Below are 21,906 nucleotides of genomic sequence, written 5' to 3'. Positions count from 1 at the left end.
CAGGGGCTCTCGGCTACTGTATGTCGGATTAAGTGGGCTCCAGGCGGCATGTCCAGCCATTTGCACACTATTTTGCGGGAATGATCGAGTACAAGGTTTTATGCGGTGAGTCATACGTGGTGCAGTGGATTGTATTCACCACCACGGGTACTCACTGCAGCGGTTTGATCACGCCCTGGTAGAACTGTTTTTAAATCTAGGGGATTGCTAATGGATGCAAGTAACAAGATTCTCATCGCTGATGACCATCCGCTGTTCAGAGCGGCGTTGAAGCAGGCGGTGCATCAGGCGGTTCCCCACGCCCTTGTTGTTGAAGCCGATACTCTCGAAGCGGCACAGAATGCCGCAGATGAGCACACTGATGCTGATCTGATTCTGCTGGATCTGCACATGCCTGATGCCAATGGTTTTTCTGGTCTGGTTTACCTGCGTGGTCAGCATCCTGGTATTCCAGTTGTGATGGTGTCCGGCAGCGAAGAACCTCATGTGATTCGTAAAGCTATGGATTACGGCGCTTCAGGCTTTATCCCCAAATCCGCTTCTCTTGAGGTCATTGCCGAGGCCATCCAAAGCGTGATGGATGGTGAAGAGTGGCTGCCTGTAGCCATTGACGATCTGGATGATCAGGTAACGGAAGAAGAAGCGCGTTTTGCTGAAGCGCTGGCTACGCTGACACCGCAGCAGTTTCGTGTGCTGATGATGCTGACCGAAGGGTTATTGAACAAACAGATTGCTTATGAACTGAACGTGTCAGAAGCCACAATCAAGGCGCATGTAACGGCCATTTTGCGCAAGCTGGGCGTTCATAGTCGTACTCAGGCCGTAATTGCTGCCAGTCAGCTGTTAGTGGACAAGCCAAAGGCCGAGTTGGAGTAATTCATTCTCTCTTGTCTGAATGCCCGGCATCCAAAACAAAGCGACCTTCACGGTCGCTTTGTTGTTTCTGGGGTTTTGTCAGGTGTTGATCACAGTGACGTTGCGGGAGGTTCCACCTTGCTGCGATGAATGCCGTGGCGTGAAATTAACGCCCTGAGTGCGGCGGGTTTGACGGGCTTTTGCAGGACAAAAGCACCGGTCTGATGGATTTCATCCTTGATCTCATCGGTACGGTCAGCGGTGATAACTATAGCCGGAATAGCATGCTGAAGACGGCTGCGCACAGCGTTGATCGTCATCACGCCGGTCAGATCGTTATCGAGATGGTAGTCGGCAAGCAAGATGCCAGGCTTCCATTCAGGATCATTATCCAGAATATCCAGCGCCTGCTGCTCTGACAGCGCACAGCGTACTTCACATCCCCAGCCTTCCAGCAGAGCTTTCATGCCGTTCAGGATGGGCTGCTCATTGTCGACTACCAGCACATGCAGCTGATCCAGACCTCCTTTGCGACGGCTGGCGATGCCTCCACGTTTACTGACATTTTGAACTTTGTCCGTTTCACCCAGGGGGACCCGGATGGAAAATACCGTGCCTTTGCCAACCTGCGAGCGAACCTGAATGCTGTGTCCGAGGATCCGTGCTATACGGTCAGTGATGGCAAGGCCAAGCCCCAGTCCTTTGACGTCAGCATGCTGTGGGTTGTTGAGGCGTTTGAATTCTTCAAAAATCTCATGAATTTTGTCTTCGGCAATACCTACACCGCTGTCCCAGACCTCAATGCGAATAGCGTCACCAGTGCGGCGACAGCCCAGTAGCACTTTGCCGCTGCGGGTGTAGCGTATGGCATTGGAGAGAAAGTTCTGGACTACCCGGCGTAGCAGCTGGCTGTCACTGTGGATGACGACCTGGCTGTTCACCAGATGGAATGTTAGTCCCTTTTCCTGAGCCAGTGCTGTGAATTCTGCCTTGAGTGCATTGAACAGCCGTTCGACCGGGAAGTGGCTGAGATTGGGCTGCAGTGCTCCGGCATCCAGCTTGGAAATGTCCAGAATAGTACTGATCAGCTCCTCCGCTGCTTTGAGCGAACCATCCAGATTACCTACCAGTTCATGGGTCATTTCGTCGTAGTGACGCTGTGACAGCGCGGATGAGAACAGGCGTGCTGCGTTCAGAGGTTGCAGTAAGTCATGGCTGGCTGCAGCGAGGAAACGGGTCTTGCTGAGGTTGGCAGCCTCTGCTTCCCCTTTGGCCTGTCGCAGCTCGTCCTCGATCAGCGAGCGAATAATATTTTCCTTACGCAGCTCCTGGTTGACGATGGACAGTGCCTGAGTGCGTTCGTGTACCCGCGTTTCCAGATCCTCGTTGGTCTGTTGCAGTAACATCTCGGCTTTACGGCGCTCGGTGATGTCTATGTATACGCTGAAATAACCGATGATGTGCCCTTCTTCATTGATATGGGGCAGATAGGTTACCTGTGCGTAGCGTTCATGATCATCGTCCAGTGGTGGCAGGGTGATCTCGAAGGTCTGGCGCTGGCCTGCCAGTACATTGCTGATGTACGGCTCGCGCTGGGCATATTCTGCAGGAGGCAGCACGTCATAGCAGGGAATACCTGCAATGCTGTTGCGATCCAGACCGAACATATCTTCGTAGGCCTGGTTGATGAAGCGGTAGCGGCGTTCGCTGTCGAAGTAGGCGATCAGTGCCGGGACGTTATCGGTGTAAATGCGGATGCTGCGCTCACTTTCGCGTAAGGCGCTTTCCGTTCGCTTGTACTGGGTAATATCCGTATAGGTAGTGACATAGCCACCCCCGGGCATCTGATTGCCTCTGACTTCAAGCACTGTGCCGTCTGCACGATGACGCTCGTAGCTGTTGGATCGGCCCTGTTTCAGTAATTCCATCCGGCGATGCACATGCTCTTCAGGATCTCCGGGGCCAAACTCACCTTGCAGTGCCAGATGGCGGTAGACCTCTTCAATCGGGCGTCCGACGCTGATCAGGCCCGGCGGGTGGGAGAACATCGCCAGATAGGCGCGGTTCCACACCATCAGACGCTGCTGGTTGTCGACGACGGTAATACCCAGGCTGATGTTTTCAATGGTGGCTTGCAGCATGCTGCGGTTGAACTGCAGCGCCTGAGAAGCCTCATCGACAATAGTGACGACATCACCGATCTGCATGTCGCGACCGCGCAGTGTCGAGCCGATAACGATGCGTGCGGATGACGCTCCAATCACGCCTCCCAGCAATCGTTCACAGAAATGAATCAGGTCTGATGGTGCTTTCTCATTGGCGTTAGGCAGGCGCTGATGACGTTCATGATAGAAGCTTCGGAATGCGCGCTGGGTACGCTCAACGCCGAGGAAGCGCTCAGTCAGCATCTGCAGATCACCGACACTGATATGTTCCGTCGGATTGCGCGAGGAGCCGAGCTGACCATCATCCAGGGTATCGACAAAGCTGCTGGACTGAATCCGGTCGATCAGACGTTGGTTGGAGTGTTTGGATATCCAGACATAAAGGCAGGTGTTGACCAGTAAGCTCCACAGTGTGCCGTGGGTGATAGGGTCAAGTCCTGTTAGCCCAAACAGTGCATGTGGCTCCAGCCATGGCTGACCAAAGGGGCCATGCGCAAGTAAGGTCGGGCTAAGCAAGCCGGTCTGGATCAAGGCAGGAATCAGCAGGGTGTAAGCCCAGATGGCAAAACCGGCCAGCAGGCCCGCCATCACGCCCTGATGACTGCCCTTTTTCCAGTAGAGGCCACCGATCAGGGCTGGTGCGAACTGTGCCACAGCGACAAAGGACATCAGGCCGATGTCCGCCAGCGAGGTGTGTGCTCCGAGCAGACGGTAGTAGAAATAGGCCAGCAGCAGCAGGCAGAAGATGGTCACCCGTCGGGTGTTGAGCAGCAACGCGCCGATGTCTTCTTCGTTGGATAAGCGGCTGCCGCGCAGCTTGAACATGATCGGCATGATCAGGTCATTGCAGATCATGGTGCTGAGCGCCACGCTGGCTACGATGACCATGCTGGTTGCGGCCGACAGCCCACCTATATAGGCGAAGATGGCCAGTCCATCGGCTTTGGCACTGAGGGGCAGGGTCAGTACAAAGCTATCCGCGTTGACAAAACCGGAAGGGAAGGTGGCCATCCCGGCAGTAGCAATAGGCAGCACGAACAGGCTCATCAGAATCATATATAGCGGGAATAGCCAGCGTGCGGTGCGCAGATCCTGTGGATGGGTATTCTCGACAATGGTCATATGGAACTGGCGTGGCAGACAAATGACGGCCAGCACGGCAAGGAAGCATTCGGTAAGGAAGCTGCCTGCAAACAGATCTTTCTTGAAGTTGTTGTTATCCGCCAGTTGCACCGATGCTTTGAGGTACAGGTCTTCAAAGCCGTTATAAATGCCGAAGACCACAAAGAATCCGACAGACAGGAAGGCTGTCAGTTTGACGATCGACTCGAAAGCAATGGCCAGCACCATGCCACGGTGGTGTTCTGTCGCATCGATCTGTCGGGTACCAAAGAGGATGGCAAAAATCGACATCAGCAGCGCAACGAAAAGAGCGGTATCACTGCCGTTTTCTGCACTCTGGCTGGTGCCGGTCAGAACATTGAAGCTCATCGCCACCGCTTTCAGCTGTAGCGAAATGTACGGAAGAATACTGATGACGGTCATGCAGGCAACGACAGCGCCCAGGCCCTGGCTTTTGCCGTAGCGCGAAGCAAGGAAGTCCGATACGGAGGTAATATTCTGCTTTTTACTGACCTGTACCAGCTTGCCCAGTAACCGGATACCAAAAACAAACACCACAACAGGGCCGATATAGGTAGCGAGGAACTCCCAGCCTGTCGATGCGGCACGCCCAACGGCACCATAAAAGGTCCAGGAGGTGCAGTAGGCTGCAAGTGACAAACTGTAGATCACCGGCTGGCTCTTGTTGCTGACCTGGCGTCTGACCTGCTGATCACCCCAATAGGCCAGGCCGAACAGTAGCCCTACATAAGCCAGTGATATCAGGATAACTAACCATCCTTGCAACATGTGTTCACCCACTGCTGAATTTGCCCCCGAGAGTATAAAGGAAATACGGGCTATAACATTGTGCGCTGTAGCTACCTTCCGTCTAGGTGTGCGAATGACGACTGGAAGTACAGCTTTTGATGCTGGCGCATTGTAAGGGCATCGTTGCTGGAATGCCTGCCTGATTTCAGGAACGTGCAAGCAAAGGTCAAAAACGCAGATCTTGTTCACGCTTTTGCTCTCTGTGGCTCGGTATCGACTATAGTCTATTGACTGCCAATATGAGTTTATCTTTTTGAATTTAAAAGGATTTTTTGTTATTTCTGGGCCGTCTTTAAAGCTGTTACAAGTCGTTGCGACTAAAGTTGATCTGTGCAGTTTGCAGACCTTTGCTAGATTGAAATTGCAATTGTGCACTCCCTGAATTGGTTTGCTATGCAAAGGAAAAGTCCCATGAGCTTAGATAAAGATAAAAATAACGCGAGGGCCTATTGGAAAGAGAACGTCAGAATCATTCTGACCTATCTTGTCATATGGTTCCTGGCATCCTTTGGTTGCGGCATCATTTTTGTTGAGCCGTTGAATACCGTGCAATTTTTCGGATTTAAACTCGGATTCTGGTTTGCCCAGCAGGGCTCGGTATATATCTTCCTTATTCTGATAGTGGCCTATGCCATCAGCATGAATAAGCTGGATGAGAAGTACGACGTTCACGAATAAAAATGCTGCTTTCAGCATTACGCAAAGCTGTACCTATCAAATAAATAACAATAATTAATTAATCCTGAACGGAAGGGTATGACGCTATGAGTTTGGACGTATTAACCTACTTATTTGTGGGGCTGAGTTTCGCGCTCTACATAGGCATCGCTGTCTGGTCTCGGGCAGGCAGCACCAAGGAGTTCTACGTCGCCGGTGGTGGTGTGTCACCGATGGCGAACGGTATGGCAACCGCTGCTGACTGGATGTCAGCCGCCTCTTTTATCTCTCTTGCAGGGATCATTTCTTTCATCGGTTATACCGGTTCTGCCTATATCATGGGGTGGACTGGCGGCTACGTCTTATTGGCATTGTTGCTGGCTCCCTACCTGAGGAAGTTCGGCAAGTTCACCGTGCCTGACTTTGTCGGTGATCGCTATTATTCGAGTACTGCCCGAACGGTCGCCGTTATCTGTACCATCTTTATTTCCTTTACCTACGTTGCCGGACAAATGCGCGGTGTAGGTATTGTATTCTCTCGCTTTTTGCACGTATCCATCGATATGGGCGTCGTCATCGGTATGATCATCGTATTCTTCTACGCTGTACTGGGGGGTATGAAAGGGATTACCTATACACAGGTCGCTCAATACTGCGTATTGATTTTTGCCTATACCGTGCCAGCTATATTCCTCACCATGCAGGTCACTGGCCATTTCCTGCCTCAAACCGGATTGGGAGCTGCTGTTGATCCTGCTTTCAGCAGTACGTTGGGCGGTAAGCCCGTGCTGGATGCGCTTGATGGTTTGGTAGAGGAGTTGGGCTTTACGGCCTATACCACGCAAGGTACAGATAATCTGTTCAATATTTTCTTCTTTACTATCGCTTTGATGGCGGGCACAGCTGGATTACCGCATGTTATCGTGCGTTTCTTTACTGTACCTCGTGTCAAGGATGCCCGTGTCTCTGCCGGCTGGGCTCTGCTTTTTATCGCTATTCTGTACACGGCCGTCCCTTCGGTTGCAGCCATTGGTCGGTTGAACCTGATCAACACCATAAACGGTGCTGAGGGCAAGGGAACACTCTACGCAGATATGCCTGCCTGGTTCAAAAACTGGGAAAACTCGGGGCTTATTGCGTGGACTGACGTAAATGGAGACGGAAAAGTCCAATATGCGGCTGGTAAACCATTCGAGGGGGGTAAGCCCGCGTTTGATGGTGACAAGCGTGCAGAGGATGGCCATCGTTTGGTTACTAATGGTGTAAGCGCAGACAAGGCTAAGATTGATCCTGCAAAACAGCCTTTCGCTAACGAAGTTTATGTAGATAACGACATTCTGGTACTGGCCAATCCTGAGATTGCCCAGCTGCCAAACTGGGTTATCGCGCTGGTAGCCGCAGGTGCTATCGCTGCTGCGTTGTCCACTGCGGCGGGCTTGTTGCTGGTAATCTCCACTTCTATCGCTCACGACCTGTTCAAGAAAACACTGACACCGCATATGTCAGAGAAGAATGAGTTGCTGGCGGCGCGAGGTGCGGCAGTGGTGGCAATACTGGTGGCGGGCTACTTCGGTCTGAATCCTCCGGGGTTTGTTGCTCAGGTAGTTGCCCTGGCGTTTGGTCTTGCAGCGGCGTCCTTCTTCCCTGCCATCGTGATGGGTATTTTCTCCACGCGCATGAATAAAGAGGGCGCCATCAGTGGCATGGTGGTCGGTCTGGTGGTGACTGCCTGCTATATCACTTACTTCAAGTTCATGGGTGGCACGCCGGCACAATATTTCATGGGCCTTACTCCTGAAAGCTTTGGCACAGTGGGTATGATCCTGAACTTTGTGGTGGCCTTCATCGTGTCTTCCATGACTCCTCCTCCACCCGCAGAAATTCAGCATGTGGTCGAGGATATCCGTATTCCTCGCGGTGCCGGGGCAGCTCATAGCCACTAAGCAGGTGTAGGTAAATCATCTCTGCACACACTCCCTTCGGGGAGTGTGTTGTTTTGAGAGCACCATTGGCTAAACAGCGTTGAAAAACTATCCGAGTGCTCTTCCAGGCTTGCGAACGAGATCGTGAACATGCGCTGAGCGTCATAGTCTGCAAGAGGGGAATTCCATGACAACGGCATTCAATACATCGAAGCCCCCGTTCAATCTGCTTTCTCCCGCAGAGTTGGGGGTACTGCAGAATAATCTGGATATTGCCTATTTTCAGGCAGGTGAGGTGATCATCAAGGCCGGTGAACCTCCCGAGGGATTACATATATTGCTCAAGGGGCGTGTCGCTGAAGAGGATGAGCAGGATGTTGCTCGCCCTGAGGAGCTGCGACATACCTATGTGCACTATACCGAGGAGGACTATTTCGGTGCCTGGTCATCCATGCGTGGTCGTGCCATCCACAATTTTGTCGCGGTAGAAGAAACCATCTGCCATATCCTCCCTACTCGTATCCTGCTGGATCTGGTTGATAGCAATCCTGTCTTTGGAGACTACTTCCGCAACAGCTTTGCGGGTCGCTTTCAGCTGCGCAGTAATGGCAATGCGAGCCAGGATATGACCGAGTTCATGTTGGCGCGGGTGGATGACTCCTGCATGCGTGAGCCTCTGATCCTGTTGGAAGGTACCTGTATTCAGGATGCCTTTGCCTTGATGCGTGAGCGCAAGGTGGACTGTCTGCTGGTCAGGCGGGGAGGGCGCTACGGTATGGTGACGGGGACTGACATGCTGACGGCATTGCTGCAACAGGGATTGTCTGCAGCCACGGACGTGGCAGACATTGCGTCTTACCGACTGATTCAGGTGGGTCATGATGAGTACCTGTTCAATGCTCTGGTTCTGATGACTGAGCACCGTATTGAGCGTGTGGTAGTCAAGGATGATCAGGAGCTAAAAGGCATTCTGGAGCTGACCGATGTCCTCAGTTATTTCTCCAATCACTCCCATGTGCTGGGCTTGCGTATTGACAGGGCTCAGACCGTGGAGGATCTGGAAGAAGTCGCAACGGGGCTCAACGATCTGGTGCAAGGCCTCAATGTGCATGGCGTGAAGGTCCAGTTTGCCATGGAGCTGATCGCCACCATGAATGAGAAGGTGATGGCAAAGCTCTTTAACCTGTTAGTGCCGGAAGATATTCAGCCGCATGTGTGCCTTATCGTCATGGGGAGCGAGGGTCGTCGGGAGCAAATTCTCAAAACCGATCAGGACAACGCGGTGTTGATGCGCAATGGTTTATCGTGGCCAGAAAAACAATCAGTACTTGAGGCGTTCTCGCGTATTCTGGCGCGCTTTGGTTATCCTCCCTGTCCCGGGGGCATCATGGTATCCAATCCAGAGTGGGTCTTGAGTCTCGAGCAGTGGACTCAAAATCTGCGCCATTGGTCACAGCAGGCCAGTGGCGACAATCTGCTTCGACTTGCTATTGCTGTGGATGCTCATGCGGTTGCTGGCAACGCGGCGTTATTCAAGGCGGCGCGGAACTGGTTCTTCCGGGAGCTGTCGAGTAACCAGATTTTCTTTTCTCACTTCGCCAGGGCTGCTCTCAATTTCTCCACACCGCTCACCTTTTTTGGTGGCATCAAAAATAAAGAGCATGGTCTGGATATCAAGAAGGGGGGGATATTTCCGATCGTGCATGGCATTCGTACTTTGGCACTGGAGCATAAGGTGCTCGAAACGAATACATTCAAACGCGTTGAGCTACTTATAAATAGCCAGCAGTTGCCAGAGAAACTGGGGCTGGACCTGGTTCATGCACTCGGTCTTTTTATTCAGTTGCGATTGCAGCAGCAGTTAGAACGTATGAAAAGCGAAGGGGCATCCGATAAAGATGCCAACATGCTGGTAGTAGAGCGCCTTGATCGTCTGGATAGGGATCTGTTGCGTGAAGCTCTTCATGTCGTGAAGGAGTTCAAGCAGTTTCTGACCCAGCGCTATCGGCTTGAGGGTTAGTAATGTCGTTATTCAGGTCTCTGCGTGTCTGGCGTGAGCGCCGTCAACATGGCGATGGTCCTTTTGCTGCTTTGTTTGAACCCTATGAGGGTGACGAGATTGTTTCTCTGGATTGCGAAACCACCAGTCTCAATGTGGCGGAAGCCGAGATTCTCACGATTGGTGCTGTCAAGATTCGTAAACAGCGACGAGTGATGCTCAGTGATCGTCTGGATATCAAGCTGAAGGCTCCAGCCAATTTCAGGCGTGAGTCGGTGCCTATCCATAAAATCCGGGCTATGGATCTGGCAGATGGTGTAGAGATCGATGAAGCATTGCAGATGTTGCTGGCCTACATTGGCAATCGCCCTCTGCTTGGATATTACGTGAATTTTGATGTGCGGATGCTGGATAAGTACATGCGCCCCCAGTTTGGGTTTGGTTTGCCGAACAAGGCGATTGAGCTTTCTGAGGTATATAACAACATCATTAAATGGCGTTACCCGGGCGGGCATGTGGATCTGCGTTTTGACACTATTGCCAGCAAGTTGGACCTGCCGATCATTGAACGCCATACTGCATTGGGAGATGCCATCACCGTTGCCTTGATGTATGTGCGTCTGACACAAGGCGATTGTGGTGTGTTATAGGGGATTTCGTGACAGCAGCTTGAACGTTTCAAACCCAGTCTCTCGACCCTTGGCAGACAGTAAACTTTTTATTTTTTAACAATTTAAGTAAGATGCCAAGACCGGGTAACAGACCCGGTATTGCTGTATGCGGCAACAAAACTGACATAGGAGGCGAGCGTCATGGCAGATAGAGCTGATATTCAGTCCGTTCTTTCGCAGATGCGTACGTTGCAGGCACAAGTACAGAAGACATCTGTACCCAAGCCGGATGCTCAGTCCGTTGATGCCGTTACCCAATCCTCCGAATTGCCTTCTTTTGCGGATATGTTGAATCAGGCCGTGAACTCCGTGTCTGAACAGCAGAATAAGGCCAACTCTATGTCCACCGCCTACGAGCAGGGCGACCCTAGCGTCGATCTGCCACAAGTAATGATCGAATTGCAGAAGGCCAGCATTTCTTTTGATGCCATGACCCAGGTCCGAAACCGGCTGGTTGATGCATATAAAGAAATCATGAGCATGACGGTGTGAAGTCGTCTATGACATGTTGGGCAAGCTCACACTGTGCCATGGGAGAGGTAGTAGATCGTGGCTAAGGCGGGAGCAGATAATCTGTCCGGTGGTACTCAGCAGGGAGGGTTGTTTGGCTCTCTGATGCTGGGGTTCGGGCAGCTCAGTATTATCCGTCAGGTTGGCCTGATGGTAGGGTTAGCTGCCAGTGTTGCTATCGGCTTTGCCGTCGTGCTGTGGTCACAGGAGCCCAGTTATCGTCCTCTGCTGGGTAGTCTGAATAATCTGGATGCAGACCAGATCATGCAGGTACTGCAGACCAATCAGATTCCCTACAAAATTGACACTAACAGCGGTGCTCTGCTGGTGCCTTCTGAAATGGTCAATCAGGCGCGTATCAAGCTGGCGGGTGATGGCCTGATAGGCGACAAGACCGTAGGTTTTGAGCTTCTGGACAAGGAGCAGCCGCTGGGTAGCAGCCAGTTCATGGAGGCCACCCGCTATCGTCGGGGCCTTGAAGGAGAGCTGGCGCGCACGATTTCCAGCATATTGGCGGTCAAGTCTGCCCGGGTGCATCTTGCCTTACCCAAAGAGTCGGTTTTCGTGCGTGACAGCCGTAAACCAAGGGCTTCTGTTTTTGTTGAGTTGTATGCCGGACGGACGCTGGAAAAGGACCAGGTCACTTCTATTCTGAATCTTGTCGCATCCAGCGTCGCGGGGCTTGATCCTAAAGATGTCACAGTAGTAGATCAAAAAGGCCGGTTGCTGTCTGAAGAGAAAATTGACTCTGACGCCGGGATGGCGGCTGAGCAGTTTGAGTACACCCGCAAAATTGAGCAGACTCTGGCTCGTCGGGTCGGCAGTATTTTGGAGCCGGTTGTCGGAGCAGATCGCTATAAAGCGGAAGTCTCCGCAGATCTTGACTTTACTGCTGTCGAGCAGACGGATGAGCAATACAATCCTGATTTACCCTCATTGCGCAGTGAGCAGGTACTGGATGAAGAAAAAAGTGCCTCCAGTGCTTCCGGTATTCCAGGGGCCTTATCGAACCAGCCTCCTGCAGAAACTTCTGTTCCTGAAGTGACGAATGGCAGTACCGCCAGTGCTTCGTCATCCTCTTCCCCTGTGACTTCGAGAAAGCAGTCCACACGTAATTACGAGCTGGACCGGACTATCAGTTATACCAAACATCAAGTCGGACGGGTTCGTCGGCTTTCTGTGGCGGTCGTGGTTGATGATCTGGTGTCTGTCGATCCTGCCTCAGGGCAAACCAAACGTATTCCCTGGACTGAAAATGAGCTACAGCGCCTGACGGTGTTAGTACGTGATGCTGTAGGCTACTCGGCTGAACGGGGTGACAGCGTTAATGTAGTGAATTCCCCCTTTGTACAGTCGGAGGACATGTTCACCTCCGAAGATATACCTTTCTGGCAGACTTCCTGGTTCTGGGATTTGGTCAAGCAAGGCGGGGCGGTGCTGTTTGTCCTTATTCTGGTATTCGGGGTATTGAGACCGATTCTGCGCAGCCTGTCATCGGTAGGACAAAATCAGGCGGCTGCCAGTGACGCTGAACTCAGAGCGCTGGAAGGGATCGATGATGATCTGTCAGATGAAGCAGTCACTCTGGCGAGTGTGGATGAAAGCTTGCTTCCTGGCCCGAACGAAAGTTTTGAGAAACAGTTGAATGCCATTCGCGGTCTGATTGCGGATGACCCCGGTCGTGTAGCTCAGGTGATCAAGAGTTGGATAAGCGATGAGTGAGAAACCAAAGCTCAGTCAGTTGGAGAAAACCGCAGTCCTGTTAATGACACTGGGCGAGAATGATGCGGCAGAAATTCTCAAGCACATGGGGCCGAAGGAAGTACAGAAGATCGGTTCTGCCATGGCGCAGTTGCGCAGTGTGCAGCAAGACCAGGTGGAAACTGTGGTAGCCGAGTTTCTTGGTCAAGTAGGTAACCAAACCGGCTTGGGTATCGGTTCTGATAGCTACATTCGCAGCATGCTGACCCGGGCGCTCGGTGAAGATAAAGCAAGCGGCCTGATTGATCGCATCCTTTTAGGTGGAAATACCAAGGGGCTGGATACGCTCAAGTGGATGGAAGGCAGGCAGGTCGCCGATATCATTCGTTATGAGCACCCCCAGATTCAGGCCATTGTGGTGTCCTATCTGGATTCTGATCAGGCTGCTGAAGTGCTGGCGCATTTCGATGAAAAGGTACGCCTTGATATCCTCCTTCGTGTTGCATCCCTGGATACGGTGCAACCTGCAGCCCTGCAAGAGCTGAATGACATTCTGGAGCGTCAGTTCTCTGGCAGCTCGTCGTCGCAGACCACCAATATTGGTGGTGTCAAAGTCGCTGCAAATATCATGAACTTCCTCGATAGCAACATTGAAGCTACGCTGATGGACTCTCTCAAAGAAGTTGATGAGGATCTGGCAGAGCAAATTTCTGACTTGATGTTCGTCTTTGATAATCTCAGTGATGTGGATGATCGGGGCATCCAGGCCCTGTTGAGAGAGATCGAGCAAGACACTCTAATCGTTGCCTTGAAAGGTGCAGATGTGAATCTGCAGGAAAAATTCTTCAAGAATATGTCTAAACGTGCGGCTGAGATGATGCGAGATGATCTGGAGGCTCGTGGGCCTGTTCGGGTCAGCGATGTTGAAACCGCGCAGAAAGAAATTCTTGGTATCGCCCGCCGCCTGGCCGATGACGGCCAGATATCGCTCGGTGGTGGCGGTGAGCAGATGGTTTAATCCGTGAGTAATGTTGAACAGCAGCCCCATCGTATCCCCGCAAGTACCGGTAAGCAGTACGAGCGCTGGCAATTACCCGAGGTGAGTGATGGCAAGGAACACCTGTCACTTACTGAGCATGGTTTAACTTTCAAGCCAGAGCCTGTTGCCGATCCTGAGCCTTTACAAGCTCAGGTACTGGACATTGAACCTGCGGAGGAAGAGGAGTTTCATGTTGAGCCTCTGACACTGGAGCAGGTCGAAGCTATTCGTCAGGAAGCCTGGGATGAGGGCTATCAGGAAGGAAAAACGCTTGGCCATGCTGAGGGTGTAAAAAAAGGCTTGGAAGAAGGGCGGAAGCAAGGCCAGGAGGCAGGTCATGCAGAAGCTTATCAGGCTGAGTCTCAGCGAATTGAACAGGCGGAGGCTCAGTTATTGGCATTAGTCAATGCTTTTGCTGAGCCGCTGAAGCGTCAAGACAGCGAGCTGATCGAAGGGATGGCAGCACTGGTTAGGAAAATGGTTGAGGCTGTGCTGGATCACGAACTTAGTAGCAGCCCTGCCCATATTCAACAACTGGTGAAACGAATCATGGAGGAGCTGCCTGACCCCTCTTCTGGCACCGCTCTTAGAGCCCACCCTGCCGATTTACCCTCAATTCAAGTGCTGTTACAACGTGAGGGGTATGACTGGCGAGTTGAGGAGGATGCTAGTCTGTCTCCAGGTGGGGTCATCGTTCGTACTCCGTTCAGCTATGTAGATGCTGCTATTGAGCCGCGCGTTGCTCATGTGTTGCAGGGCTTTGCACAACAGCACCGGATATCTGCAGAGCGTTTGGCTAAAGAGGCAGAAAATGAACCTTTAGCTGAGCAGGATGGCAACATTGACGCAGACGATACCGCGTCATGAGTCAGGCTCAGCTTCTGTCCTGGTTGAGTGATCAGCAGCGTATTCTCTATACACCACTGCGGCCCAGGGCGGCTGGACGTGTTACTCGTGTGGTTGGTTTGACACTTGAGGCGACCGGTTGCCGCGTTGCTCTCGGTGAGTTTTGTCAGGTCAGTGTTAAACCTGGTTATACGGTGGAGGCGGAAGTCGTTGGCTTTCATGGGGACCGTGTTTTTCTGATGCCTGTTGATAGTGTTGAAGGTTTGCTTCCGGGGGCCAAGGTGCAGCCGACAGGTTCAACAAGCCTCGTCCCGGTGGGAATGGGGTTGCTTGGACGTGTGCTGAATGGCGTAGGGAAGCCTCTGGATAGTCTTGGCCCGCTGAATGCTGAAGCCTATGTTGACTTGCAAGGGGAGACTATAAATCCATTGGCACGGCAGCCGATCCGCGAGCCGATGGATGTGGGCATTCGTGCGATTAACTCTCTGCTCACCGTCGGGCGTGGGCAGCGGCTCGGGTTGTTTGCAGGAAGTGGCGTTGGTAAAAGCGTTCTCTTGGGGATGATGACTCGATTTACTACGGCAGACGTGGTGGTTGTAGGCCTGATCGGAGAGCGTGGTCGAGAGGTCAAAGAGTTTATTGAGGACGTATTGGGTGAAGAGGGGCTGCGTCGTGCTGTTGTCGTTGCGTCTCCCGCAGATGATTCACCCCTGATGCGTTTGCGTGCCTCTCAGTTAGCGACACGTATTGCGGAGTACTTTCGTGCACAAGGGCTCGATGTGCTTCTGCTGATGGATTCTTTGACGCGCTATGCCCAGGCGCAGCGTGAAATTGCTCTCGCTGTCGGTGAGCCTCCGGCGAGTAAGGGTTACCCACCCTCGGTATTTGCCAAGCTGCCAAAATTGGTAGAGCGGGCTGGCAATGGTGAAAAAGGGGGAGGTTCAATCACCGCCTTCTATACCGTGCTTACTGAAGGGGATGACCAGCAGGACCCCATTGCGGATTCAGCTCGTGCGATTCTGGATGGGCATGTGGTGCTGGCCCGGAGGTTGGCAGAAGAAGGGCATTATCCTGCCATAGATATCGAGGCTTCGATTAGTCGTGCGATGCCGCAAGTGGTGACACCTGAGTACCTCAAGCAGGCGCAGCGGTTCAAGCAGCTGTATGCCCGTTACCAGCAGGTGCGTGATCTTTTGAGTGTAGGGGCTTATGCCAAAGGTAGTGACCCTGACACAGATCGTGCTATTCAGTTGATCCCTGCCATGCGCATGTTCCTTCAGCAAGGCTTGCACGAACCCGTGCGGTTAGCTGTCGCTCAGGATCTGGTAGGAAAACTCCTGAACATTCAATAGGTGTAAGCTTTCATGGCTTTGCGTTCTCAACGCCTGCACATTGTTCTGACGCTCGCGCAACGTGATGAGCAGAAGGCCGCTCAGCGCCTCGCGACTCAGCGCCAGCGTTTATCACAGACTGAGGGGCAACTGCAGCAGCTTCAGGGTTATCAGCTTGAATACATCGAACAGTTACACAGGAAAGGTGAAGCGGGGGTGTCGGCTCGTGACTGGTTGAATCAGCAACAGTTTATGGCGCGGCTGGAAACAGCATTAGGTCAGCAGGGACGTGCAGTGGCTCAGCAACAGGCTGAAGTGGAGCGGCATATAAGTAACTGGCAACAAGCTCGTGCGCGAGTAAAGGCTATTGAGGCCTGGCTGGAAACGATCAAGGCACAGGAGCAGCTAGAGTTGGGTCGGAAGGAGCAGAAAGCTCTTGATGAGCTCATTCAGCACTATCGCTCCAGAGGTGATATTGACTGAGGAGGTGTCTTTGCCTCTGAGTCACAGGTCATGTGTTGTTCATCACTCTCCGGGAGTATGAATCAAAGTAGCGAAGCATGGCGGCAAAATGAGCTTGTCAGTATTCCTCGCAATAGCTATACCTAGGTGACGTGTACTTGCGGTAAGGGCTCCGCTTACGACTGGTCTTTCGTGTATTTTAGACGAACGATAGGGGTGTGAGTTCTGATAGCGTATAGTAGGGCAAGTGGTTTGGCTAAAGCAGGCGACCCGGTACAGGAGTTCAACAAAACCGAGACGTTATTTAGCCGTTGTCTGATCTTGTGATGCCGATGATAACCTGTCGATAGTGACGTGGTTTGAATGAAGAGGTGAGTAATGGCAATCTGGTCCCAGCTTTCCAATGACGGTAAAGAATTGACCATTCGTATTCAAGGACGCTTTGACTTTAGTGCACACCAGGATTTTCGTGAGGCCTATGAAAGTGTCGGTGAAAAACTTCCGCGTGTTTTCATCATAGATATGAAGGAAACCACATACCTTGACAGCTCTGCGTTGGGGATGTTGCTGCTGTTGCGTGATTATGCGGGTGGTGATGGTGCTGATATTCGAATTGTAAACTGCAATATGGATGTTAAAAAAATCCTGATAATTTCCAACTTCGGTCAACTCTTCAACATTTCCTGACATCATGCATTTTGCTGACGGTGAAATGGATACGCAGGAGCACCAGGATGCCTCGTTGCGTATCCTGGTCGCTGATGATAACACCAGTGATCGGATGATTCTGCGGGCAATAGTAAGAAAGCAGGGGTATGAGGTATATACAGCGCAAGACGGCAGTGAGGCTGTAGAAGCATTCAGGCGCTACCGGCCGCATATCGTTCTCATGGACGCGCTGATGCCAAATATGGATGGCTTTGAGGCGACTCGTCAAATCAAGCAGATGGCTGGCGAAGAGCTGGTTCCGGTTATATTCCTTACTTCACTTAAAGATACTCATTCTCTAGTTGACTGCCTTGAGGCTGGCGGTGACGATTTCCTCTCTAAGCCTTACAATCCCACGATTCTGCAAGCCAAAATCAACGCATTTAATCGAATGCGGCGCATGCATCACGTATTGCAGCAGCAGCGAGACGAGATATCTCTCCATAATAAGCGATTGCTTCATGAGCAACATGTGGCCAAGCGGGTGTTTGATAACGTGGCTCACAGTGGTTGTCTTGATGCTAGTAATATCAAGCACCTGCTCTCTCCTCTAGCCGTTTTCAATGGCGATGTCTTACTCGCCTCTCGTACACCTTCAGGCAACATGTTTGTGCTGTTGGGTGACTTCACCGGGCACGGCTTGCCTGCTGCGATTGGCGCAATGCCTATGGCGGAGATCTTCTATTCCATGGCATCAAAGGGATATGCCATGGGGGATGTCTTGCGTGAGATCAATCAGCGACTCAAGCGTATTCTACCGACAGGGTTCTTCTGCTGTGCCGCAATGCTTGACTTCAATTTCAATAAAAAAACGGTAGAAGTGTGGAATGGTGGTTTGCCGGATGGTTTGATCTTTCATTCGGAGAGTCGTTTATTGACGCAACTCAAATCGGCCCATCTGCCATTGGGCGTTGTGGGTAATGAGCGATTCAGCGATGAGACTGAGCGCTATACGCTCAGAGATGATGATCGTGTCTATCTGTACTCAGATGGCATACTGGAGGCTAGTAATGCAGAGGATCAGATGTTTGGGGAGGAGCGGCTACATGAGGTTTTCTCTCGCTGTATCAGCCCGGAGCGGTTATTCGAGACAATAGGTGAGGCTGTAAACGAGTTTGCGGGTCAGCAGGGTGTTAAAGATGATTTAACGCTGGTAGAAATTCGAATGTGCGATGTTGCAGAGCTGATTGATTTGGCCGAGCCTTTTGTCAGTAGTCGCAAGTATGGTCCCAGTGACTGGTCGTTTACTTATACTCTCTACCCCAATACCTTGAAAACATACAATCCGTTGCCGCTGTTGCTTCAGGTTATTATGGAGGTGCCTGCATTACGTCGTTTTAGCGGACAAATCTATATGCTCCTCTCAGAGTTATTCTCTAACTCGCTTGAACACGGTGTGCTCAGACTTAACTCTCGGGCGAAGTCAGACATTGTTGGTTTCTCCGAGTATTACACTGAGCGAGACAGACGCTTAGCCTCGCTTGAGGATGGCAGAATCGTCTTTCATATAGATCATCGGTTGAATCAGGATGGAGGTGTTTTGAAAATCCGCATCGAGGACAGTGGTGAAGGATTCAATGTTGATGCCTTGCAAAGCTCTCTGGCGCAAAAGGGCTATGCCGGTCGCGGCATTGCACTGATTCATTCACTCTGCGAATCAGTGCGCTTCATTGGTACGGGCAACAAGGTGGAGCTTGTTTTTAAGTGGCGCTTTGAAGAATAGAGTGCCTGTCAATTAGTCAGACTGGTGGCGGTATCAGGTGAGACACTCTCGGTACTTGAAGGTATGAGTATCAAGGCCTGTGTTCATAAATATATTGTTCGCTCCAAGTCATTTCCCAGAGCCTTCCCAACTACAGTGACATTATGGAGAACAGTCATGCAGCTTGATCTGGCATTGTTGTCTGAATTACAGGAGGTTATGGATGACGAGTTTGTGGAGCTCATTGAGACGTACATCGATGATTCTACATTGCGGCTTGCGCAGGTTAAGGATGCCATAGAGCGAGGGGATGGCGTTGGGCTGCGTCAGAGCGCCCATAGCATGAAGGGAAGTAGCAGCAATATCGGAGCAACCTCACTGGCGGAAATTCTAAAACTGCTTGAGGCTGCAGGGATGCACAACAACCTGAGTGAAGCTCAGGGCTTGATGGATGCAGTCTGTGCTGAGCATTTTCATGTGTGTGCAGCACTCAAGAAGTTATATCTAGGGACCTGACAGTTGATCTCATGAAATGTGGCCTGCCTTTTGCTGGTTAGCTTTATCTGGCCAGTGAGTAGTGAACATGACAGCCTCTATAGATGTATTGGTCCCATCATCAATTGTGCCAAGCGGTGTTCGTGGTTTAGATCAGACATCTTCTGTATCGGGAGAGCTGTTCAGCACTACGTTCAGTGCAGCTCAGCAGTCTTTAGCTGATACATCTTCCGTTTTGCCTATATCCGTTGACCTCCAGGCTTCAAAAGTAAGTACTGTATCGAGTGATAGGGCTGCTCAATCAGCAGTCGATACTGATACCGACACAGGTAGCGAGGTATCTGCGTGGTTGGGGATGCTGGGATTTGAAGGAGTGGGGTTGCTGGTGGATGGAGTAGGCCAGTCCTTGCCGCGTGACGGCGACTCTTTGCCGTCTGACAAGTCAGCAGATGAAAGCTCAGCACCGAGTCCTGCGAGTCAGTCCGATCCCAGTGTGTTATCGCCTGAAGCTATGACATTGTTGATAAACTCTGGATTTACTGTGCCGGTCAATAACTCAGCGATAACGTTGGGCAATACTCAAATGGTCGTATCGCAGTTAGCTGGGCAAAATTCTCAGCCCTCGCTGGGTGGAGTACCTGAAAGCAGTACGCAAGCAAACAGGGGGGCGCCAACAAATCAGCCTCAGCCTCCAACGCAGGGCCCAAGCGTCGTAGGTAGTGACAATAATATTCAGTCTGAGTTGCAGTCTGTCCCCAGTGGTCCTCAGTTATCTTCACAAAACAGTGATATTGCAAGCCTGACCAAGTTTGCTCCCTTAGCCACACTCAGTAGCCGCGATGTAGCTAGTGATAGTGTTGCGCCGCCATCACCTGCTGATGTCAACGTAGTGACGCGAAACGGTTCAGGTGTATCGGTTTTGCTGGGTACATCTCAAGCGATAGCCACAGAGCTGCCTGATGCTAGTGAAGGAGGTGAAACTCAATCAGCAGTTGCTTTAGTATCGCAACCTCAGGTGTCAGTAACGTTTACCAAAAATGGCGCTGGTATTTCTGAGGGCTCGCAAACTAATCCTATAGAAGCGCAGTCAGTGCAGAAATCAGATTTATCTTTACAGACTCAACAGACTCAGCAGACTCAACAGACTCAACAGACTCAACAGACTCAACAGACTCAACAGACTCAGCAGACTCAACAGACTCAACAGACTCAACAGACTCAGCAGACTCAGCAGACTCAACAGACTCAACAGACTCAACAGACTCAACAGACTCAACAGACTCAACAGACTCAACAGACTCAACAGACTCAACAGACTCAACAGACTCAACAGACTCAACAGACTCAACAGACTCAACAGACTCAACAGACTCAACAAATTCAACAGATTCAGCAAGGTGCCAGCGTACAGCAGGTCGGAGTGGAGGTGGCTAACGTAACTGTCACCAATCCAGCGCAACTACCTGGAGCGAGTGCTGCGGTTGGTAGTGCTACAGTTGCTGATGATTTCCAGACGTCTGGTAGTACTTTGCCTCCGAGTACTGGAGCAAAAGTCGTTGGCATAGAGAGTGGTAATGAGCGGCAGCCAATGCCAACAGCGAATTCGGTCGGTACTGCTACCGGTGATTCAAGCACCTTGACGGATTCTGGAGCAGACTCTGGTGGAGCGCACGAAGGTTCTCATCAGGGAAAAGGTACAGGTAACTCGTCTTTTGATGGACTGGATCCCGGTGCCACTGGCGTATCAGCTCTTGATAAGGCACAAGTGCAGGACTTCAAGTCCGCATTGATAACGGCATCACAGAACCCTGCCACTGGTTCTGGAGTTTTGACAGGTAAACCTGATACCGAACAGTGGGCTACTCAACTGAATCGCCAGTTACAGGTGTTGAATCAGCAGGGTGTACAAACTGCTGACCTGCATTTGGACCAACAGGATATGGGGTCGCTGCAAGTTCGTATTCACATACAGCATGACCAGGCTAGCATCGTCTTTCAAAGTACCTCCCCTCAAGTCAGAGATGCGTTGGAAAGCCACATTCAGCGCTTGAAAGATGGATTTGCGGAGCAGGGATTAAACTTGGGCTCTGTGGATGTGAGAGATAACTCCAGCCAATCTCAGGAGCAGTCGTATCAGCCAAAAACTTCGTCAGGCTATAGGGATGAAATGGTGGAAGGGGATGGGGATGTCATCGCACCCGTAACCGAATCAACTGCTGTATCGACCGACAGGTTGGTTGATTATTATGCATAGTGCTGTTGTGTAGCGTGAAAATCTCACCAGATTGGTGTTCTGGTCGCTCTTAAGGTATTTTTCCACGAGTCATACATGATCCGCTGTAACTCACATGCGGCGGATGTCGTTATTATTCCGAGAGAGCATCATGGCGGAACAAGAACAGCAGGACGAAGCCAAGCCCAAGAGTAAAAAGAAGCTCATCATTATTATTGTTCTGGCGTTGTTACTATTGGGTGGGGGTGGTGGGGCTGCGTATTACTTTCTTTTTGCGTCGAAGCCTCCAGCAGAAGAGACGGCCGCTGAGCCAGTCAAGCCTGTTAAGGCGAGAGCGCTTTATGTCAAGATCCGAATGCCTGGTGACAAACCCTCTTTTGTTGTTTCACTGACGGACTCGAACGGTCGTCAGCGTTTCATGCAGCTCTTTGTTGAGGCTAAAACGCGTGATCAGGCAATTGTGGACGCTTTGAATCTGCACATGCCACTTATCTGTGATCGGCTGAACTTTATTTTTAGCTCTGCTGATTTCACTGAGCTTCAGACCAACGAAGGAAAATTGGCTTTGCAGCAGAAAGCCTTAGAGGCTGTGAAAGAAATCATCACCAAGGAAACAGGGAAGTCGGACGTAGAAGCCATTTTATTCACCAACCTTGTTATGCAGTAGGAGCCTCTAGG

The 21,906-nt window shown here is 51.4% G+C and carries 17 protein-coding genes; 16 read left to right on the top strand and 1 reads right to left on the bottom strand.

Features of this window, described 5'->3' with window-relative positions; all coding sequences use genetic code 11:
* Window positions 1-210: 210 nt before the first annotated feature.
* On the top strand, window positions 211-876 hold the full coding sequence (locus QCD60_RS01720; RefSeq protein WP_104152470.1) for a response regulator transcription factor: 666 nt from the start codon (window positions 211-213) through the stop codon (window positions 874-876).
* A gap of 89 nt (window positions 877-965) precedes the next feature.
* On the opposite strand, the gene QCD60_RS01715 is transcribed toward QCD60_RS01720, so the two are convergent.
* A complete protein-coding gene (locus QCD60_RS01715; protein ID WP_279781806.1) occupies window positions 966-4,931 on the bottom strand; it encodes a NahK/ErcS family hybrid sensor histidine kinase/response regulator in 3,966 nt (1,321 codons plus the stop codon).
* A gap of 432 nt (window positions 4,932-5,363) precedes the next feature.
* On the opposite strand from QCD60_RS01715, the gene QCD60_RS01710 reads away from it, so the two are divergent.
* From QCD60_RS01710 to QCD60_RS01640, 15 genes are all read left to right on the top strand, one after another.
* Window positions 5,364-5,630: a DUF4212 domain-containing protein gene (locus QCD60_RS01710; RefSeq protein ID WP_104152468.1), complete on the top strand. Its 267-nt coding sequence runs from the start codon at window positions 5,364-5,366 to the stop codon at window positions 5,628-5,630.
* 86 nt (window positions 5,631-5,716) lie between these two features.
* Window positions 5,717-7,552 carry a cation acetate symporter gene (locus QCD60_RS01705; RefSeq protein WP_279781803.1) on the top strand — a complete coding sequence of 612 codons (1,836 nt, stop codon included), beginning with the start codon at window positions 5,717-5,719 and terminating at the stop codon, window positions 7,550-7,552.
* 166 nt (window positions 7,553-7,718) lie between these two features.
* On the top strand, window positions 7,719-9,551 hold the full coding sequence (locus QCD60_RS01700; protein WP_279781801.1) for a DUF294 nucleotidyltransferase-like domain-containing protein: 1,833 nt from the start codon (window positions 7,719-7,721) through the stop codon (window positions 9,549-9,551).
* Between the two features lie 2 nt (window positions 9,552-9,553).
* Window positions 9,554-10,180 (top strand): 3'-5' exonuclease, encoded by a 627-nt coding sequence (locus QCD60_RS01695; protein ID WP_279781799.1) that lies wholly within the window; start codon window positions 9,554-9,556, stop codon window positions 10,178-10,180.
* 162 nt (window positions 10,181-10,342) lie between these two features.
* The gene (fliE, locus tag QCD60_RS01690) at window positions 10,343-10,693 is read left to right on the top strand and encodes a flagellar hook-basal body complex protein FliE (RefSeq protein WP_279781797.1); all 351 of its coding nucleotides are present in this window, start codon (window positions 10,343-10,345) and stop codon (window positions 10,691-10,693) included.
* 57 nt (window positions 10,694-10,750) lie between these two features.
* Window positions 10,751-12,433, top strand: coding sequence for a flagellar basal-body MS-ring/collar protein FliF (fliF, locus tag QCD60_RS01685; RefSeq protein WP_347949892.1), 1,683 nt, complete (start codon window positions 10,751-10,753; stop codon window positions 12,431-12,433).
* Window positions 12,426-13,430 (top strand): flagellar motor switch protein FliG, encoded by a 1,005-nt coding sequence (gene fliG / locus QCD60_RS01680; RefSeq protein WP_104152462.1) that lies wholly within the window; start codon window positions 12,426-12,428, stop codon window positions 13,428-13,430. The genes fliF and fliG overlap by 8 nt, the downstream gene beginning before the upstream one ends.
* Window positions 13,431-13,433: 3 nt before the next feature.
* Window positions 13,434-14,318, top strand: coding sequence for a flagellar assembly protein FliH (locus QCD60_RS01675; RefSeq protein ID WP_279781794.1), 885 nt, complete (start codon window positions 13,434-13,436; stop codon window positions 14,316-14,318).
* Entirely contained in the window at window positions 14,315-15,649 is a 1,335-nt protein-coding gene (gene fliI, locus QCD60_RS01670; protein ID WP_110186242.1) for a flagellar protein export ATPase FliI, read from the top strand. The genes QCD60_RS01675 and fliI overlap by 4 nt, the downstream gene beginning before the upstream one ends.
* 12 nt (window positions 15,650-15,661) lie before the next feature.
* Window positions 15,662-16,111 carry a flagellar export protein FliJ gene (fliJ, locus tag QCD60_RS01665; protein ID WP_104152459.1) on the top strand — a complete coding sequence of 150 codons (450 nt, stop codon included), beginning with the start codon at window positions 15,662-15,664 and terminating at the stop codon, window positions 16,109-16,111.
* Between the two features lie 357 nt (window positions 16,112-16,468).
* Window positions 16,469-16,777 (top strand): STAS domain-containing protein, encoded by a 309-nt coding sequence (locus QCD60_RS01660; RefSeq protein ID WP_110186240.1) that lies wholly within the window; start codon window positions 16,469-16,471, stop codon window positions 16,775-16,777.
* Window positions 16,778-16,802: 25 nt separating this feature from the next.
* A complete protein-coding gene (locus tag QCD60_RS01655; RefSeq protein WP_279781790.1) occupies window positions 16,803-18,521 on the top strand; it encodes a fused response regulator/phosphatase in 1,719 nt (572 codons plus the stop codon).
* Window positions 18,522-18,677: 156 nt separating this feature from the next.
* Window positions 18,678-19,016 (top strand): Hpt domain-containing protein, encoded by a 339-nt coding sequence (locus QCD60_RS01650; protein WP_279781788.1) that lies wholly within the window; start codon window positions 18,678-18,680, stop codon window positions 19,014-19,016.
* A gap of 67 nt (window positions 19,017-19,083) precedes the next feature.
* Window positions 19,084-21,249, top strand: coding sequence for a flagellar hook-length control protein FliK (locus tag QCD60_RS01645; protein WP_279781786.1), 2,166 nt, complete (start codon window positions 19,084-19,086; stop codon window positions 21,247-21,249).
* Between the two features lie 130 nt (window positions 21,250-21,379).
* Window positions 21,380-21,895 carry a flagellar basal body-associated FliL family protein gene (locus tag QCD60_RS01640; RefSeq protein WP_279781784.1) on the top strand — a complete coding sequence of 172 codons (516 nt, stop codon included), beginning with the start codon at window positions 21,380-21,382 and terminating at the stop codon, window positions 21,893-21,895.
* The last annotated feature ends 11 nt before the right edge of the window (window positions 21,896-21,906 follow it).

The sequence above is a fragment of the Pokkaliibacter sp. MBI-7 genome, from assembly GCF_029846635.1.
Classification (GTDB): domain Bacteria; phylum Pseudomonadota; class Gammaproteobacteria; order Pseudomonadales; family Balneatricaceae; genus Pokkaliibacter.
This window is presented reverse-complemented; position numbering and strand designations above follow the sequence as displayed.